Genomic DNA, 17,238 nt, shown 5'->3' on the forward strand with positions numbered 1-17,238 from the left:
ACTTCTTGACGAGGCGCTGAGTTAGCTCAGCGCCTCTAGCTGTTCCCGTCGCGCATTCTTGAGTTTATTCATGCGCAAATATTCACGGACGAGCCCGGCAACTAACAGCACTATGAGCACCCCGGAAAACGCCATCATCTGGGCGCTATCAGAAAATATCATAACCCCGATAAAGGCTAATATCGCGACTAAAGAACCCCCGAGGCTCCAACGAAAAGACTTTCTTTCCCACTCGTTTAGCATGGTCCCCGACTATCCGTGTTGCTGGAAAAACGCCAAAGGTGGGCTACATGATTTTTCATGTAGCCCACCTTAGATTCCGCGGTGAACCCGTGGAGAGGGTGTAAGTATTACTTAGCCTTCTCTACGATTTCAACCAGGCGGTGGTGCTTGTCCTTGGACAAAGGACGGCATTCCTGAATCAGAACGCGGTCGCCGATGCCGGCGGTCTCGTCTTCGTCGTGGACCTTCACGCGTGGGTTGTTACGCATGATCTTGCCGTACAGTGCGTGCTGCTTACGGTTTTCCAACTCGACAACAATGGTCTTGTTCATCTTGTCGGAAACAACGATGCCGGTACGGTTTTTGCGATTGCCCTTGTTCTTCTGGGTATCGTTCACAATTGCCTCACTCATGTTTATGCCTCAGCTTCCGGAACGACGGAAAGACCAAGTTCACGCTCACGCAGAACGGTGTAGATGCGAGCGATGTCGCGCTTAACCGCGCCAACACGCTGGTTGTTGGTCAACTGACCGGTTGCTTTTTGGAAGCGAAGGTTGAACAGTTCTTCCTTCGCATCCGCAAGGCGCTTGTCCAGTTCAGCATTGTCGAGTTCGCGGAACTCGTGGGCAGGGGTACCTAGTGCCATTAGAACTGGTCCTCCTTCTTGATGATACGGACCTTGCAAGGCAGCTTCTGGCCTGCACGACGCAATGCCTCTACTGCGGTTGCCTCATCAGGGTAGGACATCTCGAAGAGAATACGGCCTGGCTTAACGTTAGCCACCCACTTCTCAACTGGACCCTTACCGGAACCCATACGAACACCAAGTGGCTTCTGGGTCAAAGGACGGTCTGGGTAGATGGTGATCCATACCTTGCCACCACGCTTGACGTGGCGGTTGATGGCAATACGTGCTGCCTCAATCTGACGGTTGGTGACGTAAGCAGGCTCCAGAGCCTGGATTGCGTAGTCACCGAAAGTGATGCGGTTACCACCCTTGGACAGACCGCTACGGTTTGGGCGGTGCTGGCGGCGGTACTTTACGCGCTTAGGGATAAGCATGAATTAGCCCTCCTGCTTCTGTGCACGCTGGCGGCGCTGGCCACCACGGCGTGGACGGCCGCCACGGTCACCGCGGTTGCGGCCCTGGGACGGAGCGTTCAGTTCGGACTCGCGCACGCCACCGACAACGTCGCCCTTGTAGATCCACACCTTGACGCCAATGCGGCCGAAAGTGGTGTGAGCTTCTGCAAAACCGTAGTCGATCTCTGCGCGAAGGGTGTGCAATGGAACGCGACCTTCGTGGTAACGCTCGGTACGGGACATTTCTGCGCCGCCCAAACGACCGGAGGTCAGAACCTTGATGCCCTTAACCTGTGGCTGACGCATAGCGCCCTGGATTGCCTTGCGCATTGCACGGCGGAAAGCCACACGGTTAACGAGCTGCTCAGCGATGGACTGTGCAACCAAGGTAGCGTTTGCGTCAACCTGCTTGACCTCAAGAATGTTGAGGGCAACCATCTTGCCGGTGAGCTTTTCCAGCTCGCGGCGAATGCGGTCAGCCTCAGCGCCACGGCGGCCAATCACGATGCCCGGACGAGCGGTGTGAATGTCGACGCGGACGCGGTCGCGGGTGCGCTCGATGACAACGTCAGCGATGCCGGCACGCTCGAGACCCTTGGAGAGGTACTCGCGGATCTTGATGTCTTCGGCTACGTAGTTTGCGTAGTCCTTATCGGCAAACCAGTGGGTCTTCCAGTCGGAAGTGATGCCCAAACGTAGGCCGTGAGGATGGATTTTCTGGCCCATTACTTGGCCCCTTCCTTCTGGCTCTCGACCACCACGGTGATGTGGCTGGTGCGCTTACGGATCATGAATGCACGGCCCTGGGCGCGTGGCTGGAAACGACGCATGGTTGGTCCCTCGTTGGCGTAAGCCTCGGAGATAACCAGGGTGCGTGGGTCCAGGCCGAAGTTGTTCTCAGCGTTAGCTGCAGCAGAAGCTACAACCTTTGCGACTGGCTTAGCAGCACCCTGAGGTGCGTACTTCAAGATTGCGAGAGCTTCGGATACGGACTTGCCGCGTACCAAATCAATAACGCGACGTGCCTTCATTGGGGTTACGCGAACGAAGCGGGCCGTTGCGGATGCGGAGGTGATGGTGTCACTCATCGCTTATCGACGTCCCTTCTTGTCTTCTTTAACGTGACCCTTGAAGGTCTTGGTTGGTGCGAACTCACCGAGCTTGTGACCGACCATGGAATCATCGATAAACACTGGGACATGCTTACGACCGTCGTGGACGGCGAAGGTGTGACCAATGAAATCTGGAAGAATGGTCGAGCGGCGAGACCAGGTCTTGATGACCTGCTTGGTGTTTGCCTCGTTCTGAGCATCCACCTTGTTGAGGAGGTGCTCATCTACGAATGGGCCTTTCTTAAGGCTGCGTGGCATTGTTTACCTCCTCTTAGCGCTTCTTGTTCGGACGACGACGTCGTACGATCATGTTGTTGGAGTAACGGTTCGGGTTACGGGTACGGCCTTCCTTGTGACCCCATGGGGACACTGGGTGGCGACCACCGGAAGTCTTACCTTCACCACCACCGTGTGGGTGGTCGATTGGGTTCATGACAACACCACGGACGGTTGGGCGAACGCCCTTCCAACGCATACGACCGGCCTTGCCCCAGCGGATGTTCATCTGGTCAGCATTGCCGACCTCACCCACGGTTGCGCGGCAACGAATGTCAACGCGGCGGATTTCGGAAGATGGCATACGCAGAACTGCGTACTTGCCTTCCTTACCCAGCAACTGGATAGAAGAACCAGCGGAACGTGCAAGCTTTGCACCAGCGCCTGGCTTCAACTCCACGGAGTGGATGATGGTACCGGTTGGGATGTTGCGCAATGGCAGGTTGTTGCCAACCTTGATGTCGGCGGTTGCGCCGGCTTCAACAACAGCACCCTGCTTCAGGCCCTTAGGAGCGATGATGTAGCGCTTCTCGCCATCGAAGTAGTGCAGCAAAGCAATGTTTGCGGTGCGGTTTGGGTCGTACTCGATGTGAGCGACCTTTGCCGGAATGCCGTCCTTGTCGTGACGACGGAAGTCGATCACGCGGTAACGACGCTTGTGACCACCGCCGATGTGGCGGGTGGTGATGCGACCGTGGTTGTTACGACCACCAGTCTTAGAAATTGGGCGCAGCAGAGACTTTTCCGGAGTCGAACGAGTGATCTCTTCGAACATGGAAACGGAGCTCTGGCGGCGACCCGGAGTTGTCGGCTTGTACTTACGAATAGCCATAGTTATTCCTTACCTCTCGACTTTCCTCTTAGGCGCTTGCGCCGAAGATGTCGATGGAGTCGCTGCCCTCACGGAGAGTCACGTAGGCGCGCTTGGTGGACTTACGGACACCGAAGCCGGTACGGGTGCGCTTGCGCTTGCCCTCGCGGTTAGCGGTGTTCACGGAGTCGACCTTCACGCCGAAGATCTTCTCGACGGCATCTTTAATCTGGGACTTGTTGGAATCCGTTGCAACGTAGAACGTGTAAACGTTCTGCTCCATCAGACCGTAGGACTTTTCAGACACTACTGGTGCGAGGATGATGTCGCGTGGGTTAACAATCTTAGACATTGTTGGCCTCCTTAGCCTCATCCTTGCCGCCTGCGCGGTTGATGAAGGAGTGCAGAGCCTCAACAGAGAACACAACGTCATCAGCATTGAGAACGTCGTAGGTGTTCAGCTGACCAGCGTCCAGGATGTGAACGTTAGGCAGGTTGTTGGCGCTGCGACGAGCATTCAGGTCTTCACGGCCGACAACCAGCAAGACAGACTTGCGGTCGGTCAGACGCTCGATGAATGCCTTTGCAGACTTGGTAGATGGGGTCTGGCCAGCTACCAATTCTTCGATTACGTGAATGCGCTCGTTACGAGCACGGTCAGACAGAGCACCGAAGAGAGCAGCCTTGATCATCTTCTTAGGGGTGCGCTGTGAGTAGTCGCGTGGCTTAGGGCCGTGAACAACGCCGCCGCCGGTGTAGTGCGGTGCGCGGATGGAGCCCTGGCGTGCGCGACCAGTACCCTTCTGACGGAAAGGCTTACGGCCACCGCCGCGAACCTCACCACGGGTCTTGGTCGAGTGGGTGCCCTGACGAGCAGCAGCAAGCTGAGCGTTGACAACCTGGTGCATCAAAGCGATGGACACCTCGGCGTCAAAGATCTCGGCCGGCAACTCGACAGAGCCATTGGTCTTACCTTCAGCAGTTAGAACGTCTAGCTTAAGGTTGCTCATGCGTGTGCACCGCCCTTCACTGCGGTCTTGACGGTGACGAGGCCACCGCGAACACCAGGGACAGCACCCTTGATGAGCAGCAGGTTGGACTCGGCATCGATCTTCTGAATCTTAAGGTTCTGCGTGGTTACGCGATCGGAACCCATGCGGCCAGCCATGCGCTTGCCCTTGAAGACGCGGCCTGGGGTAGCAGCGCCGCCAATGCCACCGACGCGGCGGTGAGCAGCCTGGTTACCGTGAGCAGCGCCCTGTCCAGCAAAGCCGTGGCGCTTCATAGCACCAGCGTAGCCGTGGCCCTTGGAGGTGCCGGTAACGTCAACGAAGGTGATGCCTTCGAAGATGTCAACGGTGACGTCCTGGCCAACTTCGTAAGCAGAGACATCATCCATGCGGATTTCTGCTACGTAGCGACGTGGGGTTACACCAGCCTTCTTGAAGTGGCCGGATGCTGGCTTGTTTGCCTTGCGTGGGTCGATCTCGCCATAGGCGATCTGAATGGCGTTGTAGCCATCGTTTTCTACGGTGCGAATCTGGGTCACAACGCATGGCCCAGCCTCGACGACGGTTACCGGTACTACGCGGTTCTCCTCGTCGAAGACCTGAGTCATGCCGAGCTTCTTGCCCAGAATGCCCTTGATCTCGTTAGTCATTATTATTTCTCCACCAAAGTTTTATTCGTCGATCACTGGATATTGACGTCGACACTTGCCGGAAGATCGATGCGCATCAAAGCGTCAACGGTCTTCGGGGTTGGGTCGAGAATGTCGATGAGGCGCTTGTGGGTGCGCATCTCGAAGTGCTCGCGAGAGTCCTTGTACTTGTGTGGAGAACGAATAACGGCGTATACGTTCTTCTCGGTCGGTAGTGGCACCGGGCCGACAACACGAGCACCCGTGCGGGTTACCGTCTCAACGATCTTCTTTGCAGAAGCGTCGATTGCCTCGTGATCGTAGGCCTTCAGCCGAATGCGGATTTTTTGTCCCGCCACGCTTATCCTCTTCCTCGCTTCCCCACATTCACATTCCCGGCGTATCCGGGGCGCGAAGCGGTGGGAAATTGCTTCTCGATGTTCTCTATAACGTTGTCCGGGCAAAGAGCCTGGTTCCAACGCCAGTTTGATTCTGACTTACATAACAGCTACTGCAACCTGGCAAAAGCGCAGGCACAGTACTGGTTCATAAAGAGCCAAAATCCGGAAGGGGATGGTGTAATCACGCATTATGCGTGGCACGCAAAAATCCCTTACGTATACTGCCGCTGTTCATTTGCCATGCTCCTTCTCCGGTCTGGCGTCTCGGGTTGTCTCTGCTTCAGCGCGGACATCGCCCGATATAACCAGCCTTCCCGTCGTTGTACTTTCGTACGGACATCGAAGGTGTCATGTTCACCTCACCAGCGCCGTTCTTTACACGGTGAAACCGTGCTCATTGCGACGTGTTAAGGCAACCTATGTATTAAATCATGCTCAGGGCCGTTTTCCAAACCATTTTTTAAAACGTTATTCAATTCACGATAAGCCACATCCAGCGCAGATATAACTGGACCGATAAGCAATGCGACCAACCGCGTTTATATGTTTGCGGGAAAAGCTTCGGTAACGATTCTGTCTAGTTTCGCTAAAGATATTTCCACTCAACCTCCCGCCCCTGCGAATTTGCGTAGGCTTTAGGTCATTCGCCTTTGTGTAAAGGCGCTAGACGAGAAATTTCCACAGTATCTACAACAATCCATTGAGAGCGAGTGAAATATCATGGCCGATAACACCAACAATGCGAACAACAACGAAACTCCTACCCCAAAGACTGTTGCCGAAGCCACCACTGGCGCAACCACCGATGCGGTAGAGACTCCACGCAAGGTCAATGAAAACCTGGAGACCGAGTACGGCACGACCACCATTGACAACGCTGTCGTATCCAAGATTGCTGGTATTGCAGCACGCGAAGTCTCTGGCGTTGCCGCTCTCGGCGGTGGCGGTGCACGCCTGGTTGGCACCATTCGCGAATCTTTCGGTGGTAATGAAGACGTACGTCAGGGCGTTTCCGTCACTGTTGCTGAAGGCGTTTCCTCCATCGAGGTAGCAATCATCGCCGAATACGGCGTTGCTATCCACGAACTCGCAGAGGCTATCCGCCGCAATATCATCAACGCGATTGAGCGCATGACTGGCTTGGACGTAGAACGCGTTGACGTAGTTGTCCACGACGTGAAGCTTCCTAATGAAAAGGTCGAAGACTCCCAGGACGACTCTGACAACAACAATGCCGCTGTGGCAGCGCAGCAAACTCCTGCGATCAATCACTTCTAATTAAGGTCCAGGCGTAAGTAGTAGAACGGAAGTCAAGGTATATGACATCTCCTAGTCCTTCTTCACAACCGGAGCAACGTTTCCAGCTAGGCCTCGACGCTGCACAGCGCATCAAAGAAGCCGTGACCAGCCTTGAGGGCGTAGCAGGTTTGTCCGCTGGTTCTTTCGGCGAAATCTCTTTGCTGTTCGCCGGGGCTCGGGTAGGCGGAATCCGCAAACCCTCCCCACGCCAAGACACGGCTATTGAGATTCACGTCGTGGTCGATGTTGCTGCGGAGAAAGTGTTGCAGGAATTAGGCACCGAGATTCGGCGCGCGGCGATGGCTGCGTGCCCGCGGCTCAAGCGGGTTGATGTCATATTTGCCGACGCCACTTTGGGCACGCACGTTTAAGCCGTGCCATTTTCTCATTAACGTAGCGAAGGAGTTCTTATGAACAACTACACCTATATTGGCGTCGCGCTGGGCATTATTTTAGCGATCGCCATCATCACCAATGCCTGGTCCCTGTTGTTCTTGGCCGTCATTTTGGGTGCTGTCGGCGGAGTTATCGGCGCGCACTTCGATGGCCGTATTAACTTGGGCGAAATCTGGAACAACGTCGTTGGTAAAGGCAGAGGCTAATGACAACCACACCACAAGCACCAGAAGCGGTCGCCGGTGGTGTCCACGTTGCTAACGCCCCGGGCACCACAGAGATTAGCGTGCGCACTTTAGAGCGCATTGTTGCCCAAGCAATTAAGTCCGTTCCGGGAACCGTGGCTATTGATCCGAAGCTCGCGGGCATTGCTGGTCGTGGATATCCGCGCAGCATCGTGCAAGCTGACCCGGATGCATCAATGACCGCGGTTGATACGACTATTGCGGTGGCCTGGCCTTCACCAGTCACCGAAGTTGCGGTCCAAACCCGCGCCGCCATTATCGCCGCGCTGGCACAATTTACCGGCTACACCACCACCCGCGTCAATGTCACGGTGGGTCATTTGGAACCAAGTGCGCGTGTTGCCGCCTCTGTCGCCAACGGACCGGTGGATTTTCATGCGGCGATTCCGGTGGTCAGCCCCACGCGCATTGTTCATCCCACCACGCGGTCTTCCTCTACTAACGTACGAGGATTCGATCCAGACCAATGGGTGGGCAAACAGCAGGTTCACTCAGTCGAGGCTCCTCGTCCAACGTCAGTGCGTTCGGTGGAAGCGCCTGGTGCGAAGGAGATTCGTCCCAGCGGTGAAATCACCAAGCATGTGGAGGAGATTGCCGTGCCGAAATTTACTCCGCGCGAGATTCAGCTCAAGGACATTGAGGTTGCACCAGAAACACCATTGCGTGAGATTCACGTAGAATCCGCGAATCCTGAACCCTCGCACATCTCAGCCCCTACTCCCCCGCAGCTTCGCCACATTGAAGTTCATCCCGTGGAGGTCTTTAGCCCTCAGGTGACGCCGTGGACACCAGGCTCCGGAGTGCACAGTGAAGGTTCAAACGATGAGAAAGGAGCTCGGTCATGAGTGATAAGACGTCGAGTAACCAGCCCTCGTTTGAAACCGTGGAATTCAAGTCCGCACACAGTGTCCCCGCTGACGCAGCAGTCGCAGATACCGAAACCACACTGGAAGTCGCAGCGCCGCAGAATAAAACCACGGCGCGGACGTCAGCTGATGGCTATGTCACAGCCGCACACACTGAGCTTGATAACCCCACGCCCGAATTTGCCCGCGTGCAGCCTCGGATGTCTCCGCCAGTACGTTGGCTCGCTATCTTACTAGGCCTTGCGTTAATCGCCCTTGCGTGCCTGGCATGGCGTGATGTGTGGGTCAGCTATTCCGACTCCACGCGTTCTTTGTGGACCGCTCCGGTCTTTGACTTAATTGGCACTCCACCACTGCCGATGTGGATGGTATGGGCAGGCGTTGCGTCTGTCGTAGTCGGTCTGCTCTTCTTTATCATCGCGGTGCGCCCAGGGCGAATGACGCATGTTCCCGTGAACGCCTCTGCTGAAGGTACTGAAGGTTCTGGGGCCACGATGTGGATTCGCAATGTGGATATTGCGCGCTTGGTCAGTGGCACAACTCGCCGTCTGCCGGGTGTAAGCACCGCGCAAACGCGCACGACGGGCAATACCAAAAAGGGCCTCAAAGTCGAAGTCACCATTGCTGGCGATGTCGATGATCCGATGCTTGCTCAGCGTGTCAGCGACAGCGTTAAGCATTCACTTTCGCAGCTGGGCACCAAAGTTGAAGTCAGCGTCGAAGTAGAAAAGAAGCAGGAGTTGGGAAACAATGTCTAAGGCATTACGCGGACTAGACCGCACAATCTTCATTCTGCTGGCGCTGGTGCTCATCGTATTGGGAATCTGGCCCATACTGATGTACTTCAACGTCGCCTTTGCCACTGAACTGGCCAGGTGGGTACAACACGATGTGTGGGCCGGCATCCCCGAACAAAGCTGGTATATCTATGTTTTGATTGCCACCGGTATCATCGCGCTTTTTCTCGGTCTGTGGCTGACCATCACCAACGTGCGCTCCCACCGCTTCAACGCCGTCGAGTCTGCTGTTAGTGATGACGCCGGTTCTGTCACCACGCTTTTCAATAGCGCGGGTCAAGGCATTGCGCAATCATTGGCGCAACAGCCTGGTATTCAAAGTGCCAAGAGCAAAGTAAGTGTCATCGAAAAGCAGCAAACTTTGACCTTTACCGTATTGGCGCAGGCCACCACGGAACTCACTGATGTACGCCGCTTGGTCGAAGAGACCGAACGTGACTTCCGCGCAGCATTCCCCGATGCCGCAGTGCGCACGGTCTATAACCTGCACTTCGATAAGGTCTCTAAGTAGCAGCGAGCAAGACCTTTGCGGGGGTTCCAAGGTTCATCGTGGTTCCTCCCGCTAGTTCAATAATCAACGGTGAATGCTGAACAATCCTCGTCCACTGCTGTGATTCGACCTCCAGGCTGCGCCTTGCAGCCGCAACAATATCTACACGCCGCGACAATCTAATAGTTGTGCCATCGTCGGTAGTAACAACGTAGACGACATCCCCAATTTCAGCGCGAGTAAGCCCTTGCAGGCTCTCGCGCTTTTGTTGTATATCCATGCGGCTAATGCGCTCGATTACTCCTAGGCGGTGGTCGATACCTTCCCCATCAGTAATGACCAATGGAAATCCCGGCGACATGGTGCGGAAGGAATCAAACTTCCACACCACGGTTTGTTTACGGTGTGGGGTGTGGACGATAACGTGGGCATCGATAAGCGAAATGCTCATGGCATTATCCATTAAGGACAGCATGTACCCCGAGCCATCAGCCAGGTCCCCAGGTTTAAGCTCCGCCGGATATTGCTGCGCAAGCTCCGCGAGATAATCAACGAGCTCGTCATCACTACTGCCCCACCCAATACCTTGCGTGGCTGCCATTGCCATCAACGTTGGCAAACTCAAATCCGGCTGGCCAGCCCACGCGCCTTTGACCGCGCGCAGGACTTCATCTAAACGGGTGGGATCGTTCATGCCACTTACCTTAAACGTCGATGCACGGATTGCAGAAAGCACAGTCGTTGCTAATTTTGTTACACCCGTTTTGTAAATTCCGCCGCGCAAGCGCAACGCAGCGACTATGTTCAATAGCATTGACGTTTCGCTGGAAAGGAACCCCACTGCAATGAGTGAACAGGTGCGCGATGATATCCGACTGCTAGGACGCATCCTCGGCCGAGTAATCGCCGAGCAAGAAGGCGAAGATGTATTTGAGTTGGTGGAAAGCACTCGCCGCTTGGCTTTCGGGGTGGCGCGCGGTGAGAAAAAAGCTGAGGCATTGCTGGCGACCTTCCGGACTATCGATGAAAACCGCATCAACCTCGTCGCGCGTTCTTTCAGCCACTTTGCGCTGATGGCGAATATCGCAGAGGACCTCGACGATGAAACGGCGCTTGCAGCCCGCGAGGATGCTGGTGCACAGGCTCCCGATGCATCCTTGCATGGGGTTTTGGGCAAGCTCAAGGCTGCGAAAGATATCACGACGAGTGATGTCACCCGTATCCTGGATGCCGCGCAAGTCTCCCCTGTCTTTACTGCACACCCCACGGAAACGCGGCGTCGTACGGTTTTTGATGTCCAAGAGCGCATCGTGGCGCTATTGCGTGAGCGCCACAGCATCTTGGCGCAGCCGCAGACAGCACGGCGTGAAGCTCGTCTTGCTGAAATTGAGCGCGAAGCTCACCTACGCATGACCATCCTGTGGCAAACCGCGTTAATTCGCATTGCACGGCCACAGATCGAAGATGAAGTAAACGTAGGTCTGCGCTACTTCAAACGCAGCCTCTTAGAGCAAGTGCCGGCGATTAACCGCGACACCATCGCCGGGCTTCGCGATGTCTTCGGTGCATCGGTGCCTAACCGGCAGGTTGTGCGCACCGGGTCATGGATCGGTGGGGACCACGATGGTAATCCTTATGTCACCGGCGATACGTTGACCTACGCGACGCGACAGGCCGCGGATACCATCCTGGAATACTACGTTGATGAGCTAGCAGCACTGGAAAAGGAGCTGAGCTTATCGGACCGCTATTCAGAGAGTTCTGCGGAATTACAAGAGCTTGCTACGCGCGGACAAAACGATATTCCAAGCCGCGTCGATGAGCCTTACCGCAGGGCAATCCACGGAGTGCACGGACGCATGGTGGCTACCCGCGCAGCCGTCGCAGGAGAAGATGTTGCAACTTACTCTGGGGACTTTACACCTTATGCCTCCCCGAGCCAGTTCCGCGCGGATTTGCAGGTTATTGACCGGTCTTTGCGGCATTTTAATGATGCAATCATCGCCGACGATAGGCTGCTGCGCATTCTTTCCGCCGTGGATACTTTTGGATTCCACCTCAACGCTTTGGATCTGCGTCAGAACTCGGAGTCTTTCGAGGCCGTCTTGGACGAGCTTTTCGCTGCAGCGGGCGTTACTGCACCGGATGCCGGCTACGCCAGCCTGGATGAGAGCGCCAAGCGTGAACTACTAGTAGCTGAGCTCACCTCTGCTCGCCCACTGGTCTTCCCGTGGTCTCAAGACTTCAGTGCTGATACCGAACGCGAACTAGGAATCTTCCGGGCAGCAGCCCAGGCCGTCGAGTTACTGGGGCCAGGTGTCGTCCCGCACTGCATTGTTTCAATGACGGGTACCGTCAGCGATATTTTGGAACCGATGGTACTGCTCAAAGAGGTAGGCATATTAAGCTTTACCCCAGCCCAACAACGCCTCGTTGGTTCAGTAGACATCGCACCGCTGTTTGAAACCATTGATGACCTAAAAGCAGGCGCGGAGATCCTTCAGCAGCTGTGGGAGGTTGACCTTTACCGCGGATACTTGCGCGGGCGCGAAGACGTCCAAGAAGTCGTGTTGGGGTATTCCGACTCCAATAAGGATGGCGGGTATTTGTCTGCGAATTGGGCTTTATATGATGCGCAGCTAGCCATCGTCAAGGCTTGCGATACCCATGGCATCGGGTTGCGCTTTTCACATGGCCGCGGCGGTGCTGTGGGTCGCGGTGGCGGGCCGACTTACGATGCCATCTTGGCCCAGCCCGAAGGTGCAGTCCGCGGCAGCGTGCGTATTACCGAGCAAGGCGAGGTCATCTCTGCCCGCTACGGAACAGCGAGTACCGCGCGCCGCCACCTGGAAGCTTTTGTTGCGGGCACATTAGAGGCCTCTCTACTGGACACGGAAAGGCTAAAAGAGCCTGAACGTGCCTACGACATCATGCGGGATATCGCGTCTCTGGCCGGTGAGAAGTATGCGCAATTGGTGCGCGGTGACGCCGGGTTTATCGACTACTTCACGCAATCCACGCCATTGCACGAAATTGGCGACCTCAACATGGGTTCACGCCCAACTGCCCGCAAGCAAACTGAATCTATCGGTGACTTGCGCGCGATTCCATGGGTCCTGTCGTGGTCGCAATCGCGCGTTAACCTGCCGGGCTGGTTCGGAGTGGGCACGGGCATCATGCGCTGGGCTGGCGATGACGAGACGCGCTGGCAAGATTTGCGCAAGCTTTATCAGGCATGGCCGTTTTTCCGCTCCGTGCTCGACAACATGGCGCAGGTCATGGGGAAAGCGTCGATGAATCTCGCGCAAATCTACTCCACCCTTGTCGATGACCCCACGGTCTCCCAGCGCGTGTTCAACACCATCTTGGACGAATACGAACTAACCAGCGAGGTATTCTTCCGCATCACTGGACATGACTCGCTCATGGCTGGTAATGAGCGTTTAGAGCGTTCAGTACAACGACGTTATCCGTACTTGCTGCCGCTCAACGCCATCCAGATTGAGTTGCTGCGCCGCTACCGTGCCGGCGAGGATACCTTCTTGGTCTCTAAGACCATCCAGGTGACCATGAATGGTCTTGCTACAGGTCTGCGCACCTCAGGCTAGAAGTGTCGGAGCTCGGCTAGCCGCTGACGGGCTTGGCGCGGCTAGCGTGCTTGGCTATCAGGCTGAGCCCGGCTGCCTCGTGGTGCGACATGCAACGTGGTGCGACCTGCACCGTGGTGGGACGACGACCTGAAGCTAAGCAAGTAGGTAAAACAGCGAAATCCGCTTTCTTCCCAGAGGAAGAAAGCGGATTATGCGTTAGTTAGAGAGTAAAGATTTACTCAACAACCTTGGTCACACGACCAGCACCGACGGTACGGGAGCCTTCGCGAATAGCGAAGCGCAGGCCCTCGTCCATAGCAACTGGCTGGATGAGCTCAACGGACATGTCGACGTTGTCGCCAGGCATGACCATCTCGACACCCTCAGGCAACTTCACAACACCGGTAACGTCGGTGGTGCGGAAGTAGAACTGTGGACGGTAGTTGTCCATGAATGGGGTGTGGCGGCCGCCCTCTTCCTTCTTCAGGACGTAGACGGAGCCCTCGAACTTGCGGTGAGGGGTGTAAGCGCCTGGCTTAATAGCAACCTGGCCGCGCTCAACCTCTTCACGCTTGGTACCACGCAGAAGCAGACCACAGTTGTCGCCAGCCTCGGTGTAGTCCATCATCTTACGGAACATCTCGATACCGGTAACGGTGGTGGAGAGGGACTTCTCCTGGATACCGATGATCTCGATGTCTTCGTTGACGTTCAGCTGACCACGCTCAACACGACCGGTAACAACGGTGCCACGACCGGTAATGGTGAAGATGTCCTCGATAGGCATCAGGAATGGCTTATCGGTTTCACGAACTGGGTCTGGGATGGAGTCATCGCAAGCCTGCATGAGGTCAACGATGGACTGTACCCACTTCTCTTCGCCGTTCAGGGCGCCCAGAGCGGAAATGTGAACGATAGGAGCTTCCTCGTCGAACTCCTGCTCAGCCAGAAGTTCACGAACTTCCATCTCAACGAGCTCGATGATTTCCTCGTCATCAACCATGTCGCACTTGTTCAGTGCAACGAGGATGTAAGGAACGCCAACCTGGCGAGCAAGTAGAACGTGCTCACGGGTCTGTGGCATTGGGCCGTCGGTTGCAGCAACAACCAGGATAGCGCCGTCCATCTGAGCAGCACCGGTAATCATGTTCTTGATGTAGTCGGCGTGGCCTGGAGCGTCTACGTGTGCGTAGTGGCGCTTAGGGGTGGAGTACTCAACGTGGGAGATGTTAATGGTAATACCACGCTCCTTCTCCTCAGGAGCCTTATCGATCATGTCGTAAGCGAACGCTTCGTTCTCATCAGGGTACTGGTCAGCCAGAACCTTGGTGATAGCTGCGGTCGTGGTGGTCTTACCGTGGTCAACGTGACCAATGGTGCCGATGTTTACGTGCGGCTTGGTACGCTCGAACTTAGCCTTTGCCACTGTGTGTCCTCCTGGACTTCATTGTGACTACGACTCTCGCAGCCACGTGGTTGACAATTGTCACTGCACCAAGGATATCGCAAGCAATACCTCTTAGTACAAATGACTCTTTCTTTTCGTGCCAGTTACACGATCCTAGATTTATGCCACGGAATTTTCAAACCAGCTAAAGGCCGATTGAAAGTACGCCGCGGAAGATTTGTGCGGACGTTAGTCCTCGACAGGAATCATTAGGATCCTAGGAGGGTAACGGCCAGCTCAACCAACACTTCGATGTGCTCATTCAGCGTGACCCCTACCCTCCCAGTGGCTACCGGGCGACATCGGCAAGCGAAACTGGCGGAAACGCTTGCTTAACCTTTACCCGGCAACGAAGGGTGGTGGCTTACTTGGAGCCGCCGGTGCGCTCTTCGATGATCTCCTGAGCTACGGAGGAAGGAACCTCAGCGTAGGAGTCGAAGACCATGGAGTAGTTAGCACGGCCCTGGGTGCGGGAACGAAGGTCGCCAACATAGCCGAACATCTCAGACATTGGAACCTTTGCCTTAACAAGCTTGGCGCCAGCGCGGTCTTCCATTGCATTGACCTGTCCACGACGGGAGTTAACGTCACCGATAACGTCGCCCATGAACTCTTCTGGGGTGGTGATTTCCACTGCCATCAAAGGCTCCAGCAGAACTGGCTTTGCCTTTGCAACAGCTTCCTTCAGAACCTGGGAACCAGCCAACTTGAAGGCCATTTCCGAGGAGTCGACGTCGTGGTAAGCGCCGTCTTCCAGGGTTGCCTTAACGTTAACCAGTGGGAAGCCTGCGAGGAATCCGTACTGCATTGCGTCCTGGATACCAGCGTCAACGGATGGGATGTATTCACGAGGAATACGGCCACCGGTAACGGCGTTTTCGAACTTGTAGGTTGCGGACTCGCCCTCTTCCAGCTCGGATGGGTCTGGGTTGTAAGGCTCGATGGAGACGATAACCTTTGCGAACTGACCCGAACCACCGGTCTGCTTCTTGTGAGTGTAATCCAGAGACTGAACAGCCTTGCGGATGGTCTCACGGTAAGCAACCTGTGGGTTACCGATGTTTGCCTCGACCTTGTATTCGCGCTTCATGCGGTCAACAAGAACGTCGAGGTGAAGCTCGCCCATGCCGCCGATGACGGTCTGGCCGGTCTCTTCATCAAGTTCAACGGTAAAGGTTGGGTCCTCAGCAGCAAGTTTCTGAATAGCGGTACCCAGCTTCTCCTGGTCAGCCTTGGTCTTAGGCTCGATGGAAACCTTGATAACTGGATCAGGGAAGTCCATGGACTCCAGAATGATTGGGTTTGCGCGGTCGGACAGGGTGTCACCGGTGGTGGTGTCCTTCAGGCCGATAACAGCGTAGATGTTACCAGCTACTGCCTCATCAACAGGGTTTTCCTTGTTGGCGTGCATCTGGAACAGCTTACCAATACGTTCCTTCTTGCCCTTGGTGGTGTTCTGAACTTCATCACCTGGCAGGACCTTACCGGAGTACACGCGGACGAAGATGAGCTGACCGAAGAATGGGTGAGCTGCAATCTTGAACGCAAGACCGGAGAATGGGGAATCGATGGAAGGCTTACGGGTAAGCTCCTCGTCCTCATTGCCCACAGCGTGGCCGTGAACCTCGCCCACGTCCAGTGGGTTAGGCAGGAAGTCAATAACTGCGTCGAGCAATGGCTGAACACCCTTGTTGCGGTACGCAGTACCACAGTAAACAGGGTAGATCTCAGAGTTGATAACCATCTTGCGGATGGCAGCCTTGAGCTCATCGATGGTCAGTTCTTCGCCACCGAAGTACTTCTCCATCAGTTCTTCGTCGGACTCAGCAACGGTCTCAACGAGCTTCTCGCGGTACTCTTCAGCCTTCTCCAGCATGTCTGCTGGAATCTCCTGAACAGTAGCCTCAGTACCGATTTCCGTCTTGCCTGGCCACATGAGGGCCTTCATTTCGAGCAAGTCAACAACGCCGTCGAAGTCATCTTCAGCGCCGATAGGCAGCTGCATAACCAATGGCTTTGCACCCAGGCGGTCAACGATGGTGCCGACGGTGTAGTAGAAGTCTGCACCCATCTTGTCCATCTTGTTCACGAAGCAAATACGTGGAACGTCGTACTTCGCAGCCTGACGCCACACCTGCTCGGACTGTGGCTCAACGCCTTCCTTGCCGTCGAAGACAGCGATAGCGCCATCAAGAACACGGAGGGAACGCTCAACCTCAACGGTGAAGTCAACGTGACCCGGGGTGTCAATGATGTTGATCTGGTTGCCTTCCCAGAAACAGGTAACAGCAGCGGAGGTAATGGTGATACCGCGCTCCTTCTCCTGCTCCATCCAGTCAGTGGTGGATGCGCCGTCGTGGGTCTCGCCTACCTTGCGGTTGATACCGGTGTAGAAGAGGATACGCTCGGTCGTGGTGGTCTTACCAGCATCGATGTGCGCCATGATGCCGATGTTGCGGACCTTCTTCAGGTCCTTAAGCACTTCTTGTGCCACGGTTAATACCCCAACTCGTTTGTTGTCACGTAAGTGTTGAAAGAAAGCTTCTTTAACACGAACGCAGTTA

Annotated in this window: 22 protein-coding genes; 7 read left to right on the top strand and 15 right to left on the bottom strand. The window is 55.5% G+C overall.

The annotated features are described in order from the left end of the window. Window positions 1–21: 21 nt before the first annotated feature. The 12 genes from C5Y44_RS13290 to rpsJ form a co-directional block, all read right to left on the bottom strand. A complete protein-coding gene (locus tag C5Y44_RS13290) occupies window positions 22–162 on the bottom strand; it encodes a hypothetical protein (protein ID WP_158255467.1) in 141 nt (46 codons plus the stop codon). Between the two features lie 188 nt (window positions 163–350). Continuing rightward, window positions 351–635: a 30S ribosomal protein S17 gene (gene rpsQ / locus C5Y44_RS02015; RefSeq protein ID WP_075722354.1), complete on the bottom strand. Its 285-nt coding sequence runs from the start codon at window positions 633–635 to the stop codon at window positions 351–353. Between the two features lie 2 nt (window positions 636–637). Continuing rightward, window positions 638–868 (bottom strand): 50S ribosomal protein L29, encoded by a 231-nt coding sequence (rpmC, locus tag C5Y44_RS02020; protein ID WP_066792434.1) that lies wholly within the window; start codon window positions 866–868, stop codon window positions 638–640. Beyond that, window positions 868–1,284, bottom strand: a complete 417-nt coding sequence (rplP, locus tag C5Y44_RS02025; RefSeq protein WP_066792433.1) for a 50S ribosomal protein L16 — start codon at window positions 1,282–1,284, stop codon at window positions 868–870. Before rplP ends, rpmC begins: the two co-directional genes overlap by 1 nt. Before the next feature lie 3 nt (window positions 1,285–1,287). Further along, complete coding sequence (gene rpsC / locus C5Y44_RS02030; RefSeq protein ID WP_003848095.1) at window positions 1,288–2,031, bottom strand: 30S ribosomal protein S3; 744 nt, start codon at window positions 2,029–2,031, stop codon at window positions 1,288–1,290. Next, complete coding sequence (gene rplV / locus C5Y44_RS02035) at window positions 2,031–2,393, bottom strand: 50S ribosomal protein L22 (protein ID WP_003848094.1); 363 nt, start codon at window positions 2,391–2,393, stop codon at window positions 2,031–2,033. Before rplV ends, rpsC begins: the two co-directional genes overlap by 1 nt. A gap of 3 nt (window positions 2,394–2,396) precedes the next feature. Next, complete coding sequence (gene rpsS, locus C5Y44_RS02040; RefSeq protein WP_003848093.1) at window positions 2,397–2,675, bottom strand: 30S ribosomal protein S19; 279 nt, start codon at window positions 2,673–2,675, stop codon at window positions 2,397–2,399. A gap of 13 nt (window positions 2,676–2,688) precedes the next feature. Then, entirely contained in the window at window positions 2,689–3,525 is an 837-nt protein-coding gene (gene rplB, locus C5Y44_RS02045; protein ID WP_066792432.1) for a 50S ribosomal protein L2, read from the bottom strand. A 28-nt stretch (window positions 3,526–3,553) separates the two neighbouring features. Next, entirely contained in the window at window positions 3,554–3,856 is a 303-nt protein-coding gene (gene rplW, locus C5Y44_RS02050; RefSeq protein WP_066792431.1) for a 50S ribosomal protein L23, read from the bottom strand. Continuing rightward, window positions 3,849–4,514: a 50S ribosomal protein L4 gene (gene rplD / locus C5Y44_RS02055; protein WP_105323430.1), complete on the bottom strand. Its 666-nt coding sequence runs from the start codon at window positions 4,512–4,514 to the stop codon at window positions 3,849–3,851. Before rplD ends, rplW begins: the two co-directional genes overlap by 8 nt. Then, window positions 4,511–5,167, bottom strand: a complete 657-nt coding sequence (rplC, locus tag C5Y44_RS02060) for a 50S ribosomal protein L3 (protein ID WP_088859182.1) — start codon at window positions 5,165–5,167, stop codon at window positions 4,511–4,513. Before rplC ends, rplD begins: the two co-directional genes overlap by 4 nt. A gap of 29 nt (window positions 5,168–5,196) precedes the next feature. Continuing rightward, window positions 5,197–5,502, bottom strand: coding sequence for a 30S ribosomal protein S10 (gene rpsJ, locus C5Y44_RS02065; RefSeq protein WP_003848085.1), 306 nt, complete (start codon window positions 5,500–5,502; stop codon window positions 5,197–5,199). Between the two features lie 762 nt (window positions 5,503–6,264). Here rpsJ and C5Y44_RS02070 point away from each other — a divergent pair. The 6 genes from C5Y44_RS02070 to C5Y44_RS02095 are packed head-to-tail and all read left to right on the top strand — an operon-like array spanning window position 6,265 to window position 9,658. Beyond that, window positions 6,265–6,822, top strand: a complete 558-nt coding sequence (locus C5Y44_RS02070) for an Asp23/Gls24 family envelope stress response protein (RefSeq protein WP_105323431.1) — start codon at window positions 6,265–6,267, stop codon at window positions 6,820–6,822. 41 nt (window positions 6,823–6,863) lie between these two features. Further along, entirely contained in the window at window positions 6,864–7,214 is a 351-nt protein-coding gene (locus C5Y44_RS02075; RefSeq protein ID WP_199185959.1) for a hypothetical protein, read from the top strand. 39 nt (window positions 7,215–7,253) lie between these two features. Beyond that, the gene (locus C5Y44_RS02080) at window positions 7,254–7,445 is read left to right on the top strand and encodes a hypothetical protein (protein ID WP_066792426.1); all 192 of its coding nucleotides are present in this window, start codon (window positions 7,254–7,256) and stop codon (window positions 7,443–7,445) included. Further along, entirely contained in the window at window positions 7,445–8,329 is an 885-nt protein-coding gene (locus tag C5Y44_RS02085) for an Asp23/Gls24 family envelope stress response protein (protein WP_105323432.1), read from the top strand. Before C5Y44_RS02080 ends, C5Y44_RS02085 begins: the two co-directional genes overlap by 1 nt. Further along, window positions 8,326–9,108, top strand: a complete 783-nt coding sequence (locus C5Y44_RS02090; protein ID WP_105323433.1) for a DUF6286 domain-containing protein — start codon at window positions 8,326–8,328, stop codon at window positions 9,106–9,108. The genes C5Y44_RS02085 and C5Y44_RS02090 overlap by 4 nt, the downstream gene beginning before the upstream one ends. Then, window positions 9,101–9,658, top strand: a complete 558-nt coding sequence (locus C5Y44_RS02095; RefSeq protein ID WP_066840234.1) for a hypothetical protein — start codon at window positions 9,101–9,103, stop codon at window positions 9,656–9,658. Before C5Y44_RS02090 ends, C5Y44_RS02095 begins: the two co-directional genes overlap by 8 nt. Here the strand turns inward: C5Y44_RS02095 and C5Y44_RS02100 are convergent. Next, entirely contained in the window at window positions 9,651–10,331 is a 681-nt protein-coding gene (locus tag C5Y44_RS02100) for a hypothetical protein (protein WP_105323434.1), read from the bottom strand. The genes C5Y44_RS02095 and C5Y44_RS02100 overlap by 8 nt on opposite strands. Before the next feature lie 151 nt (window positions 10,332–10,482). Here C5Y44_RS02100 and ppc point away from each other — a divergent pair, with 151 nt between their 5' ends. Beyond that, window positions 10,483–13,245 carry a phosphoenolpyruvate carboxylase gene (gene ppc, locus C5Y44_RS02105; protein ID WP_105323435.1) on the top strand — a complete coding sequence of 921 codons (2,763 nt, stop codon included), beginning with the start codon at window positions 10,483–10,485 and terminating at the stop codon, window positions 13,243–13,245. A gap of 217 nt (window positions 13,246–13,462) precedes the next feature. Here ppc and tuf read toward each other — a convergent pair whose 3' ends face one another. Together tuf and fusA are read right to left on the bottom strand one after the other, a co-directional pair. Next, the gene (gene tuf, locus C5Y44_RS02110) at window positions 13,463–14,653 is read right to left on the bottom strand and encodes an elongation factor Tu (protein ID WP_105323436.1); all 1,191 of its coding nucleotides are present in this window, start codon (window positions 14,651–14,653) and stop codon (window positions 13,463–13,465) included. Between the two features lie 385 nt (window positions 14,654–15,038). Further along, complete coding sequence (fusA, locus tag C5Y44_RS02115; protein ID WP_105323437.1) at window positions 15,039–17,168, bottom strand: elongation factor G; 2,130 nt, start codon at window positions 17,166–17,168, stop codon at window positions 15,039–15,041. Window positions 17,169–17,238 lie beyond the last annotated feature (70 nt).

The organism is Corynebacterium sp. J010B-136, from assembly GCF_002967075.1.
Classification (GTDB): Bacteria; Actinomycetota; Actinomycetes; order Mycobacteriales; family Mycobacteriaceae; genus Corynebacterium.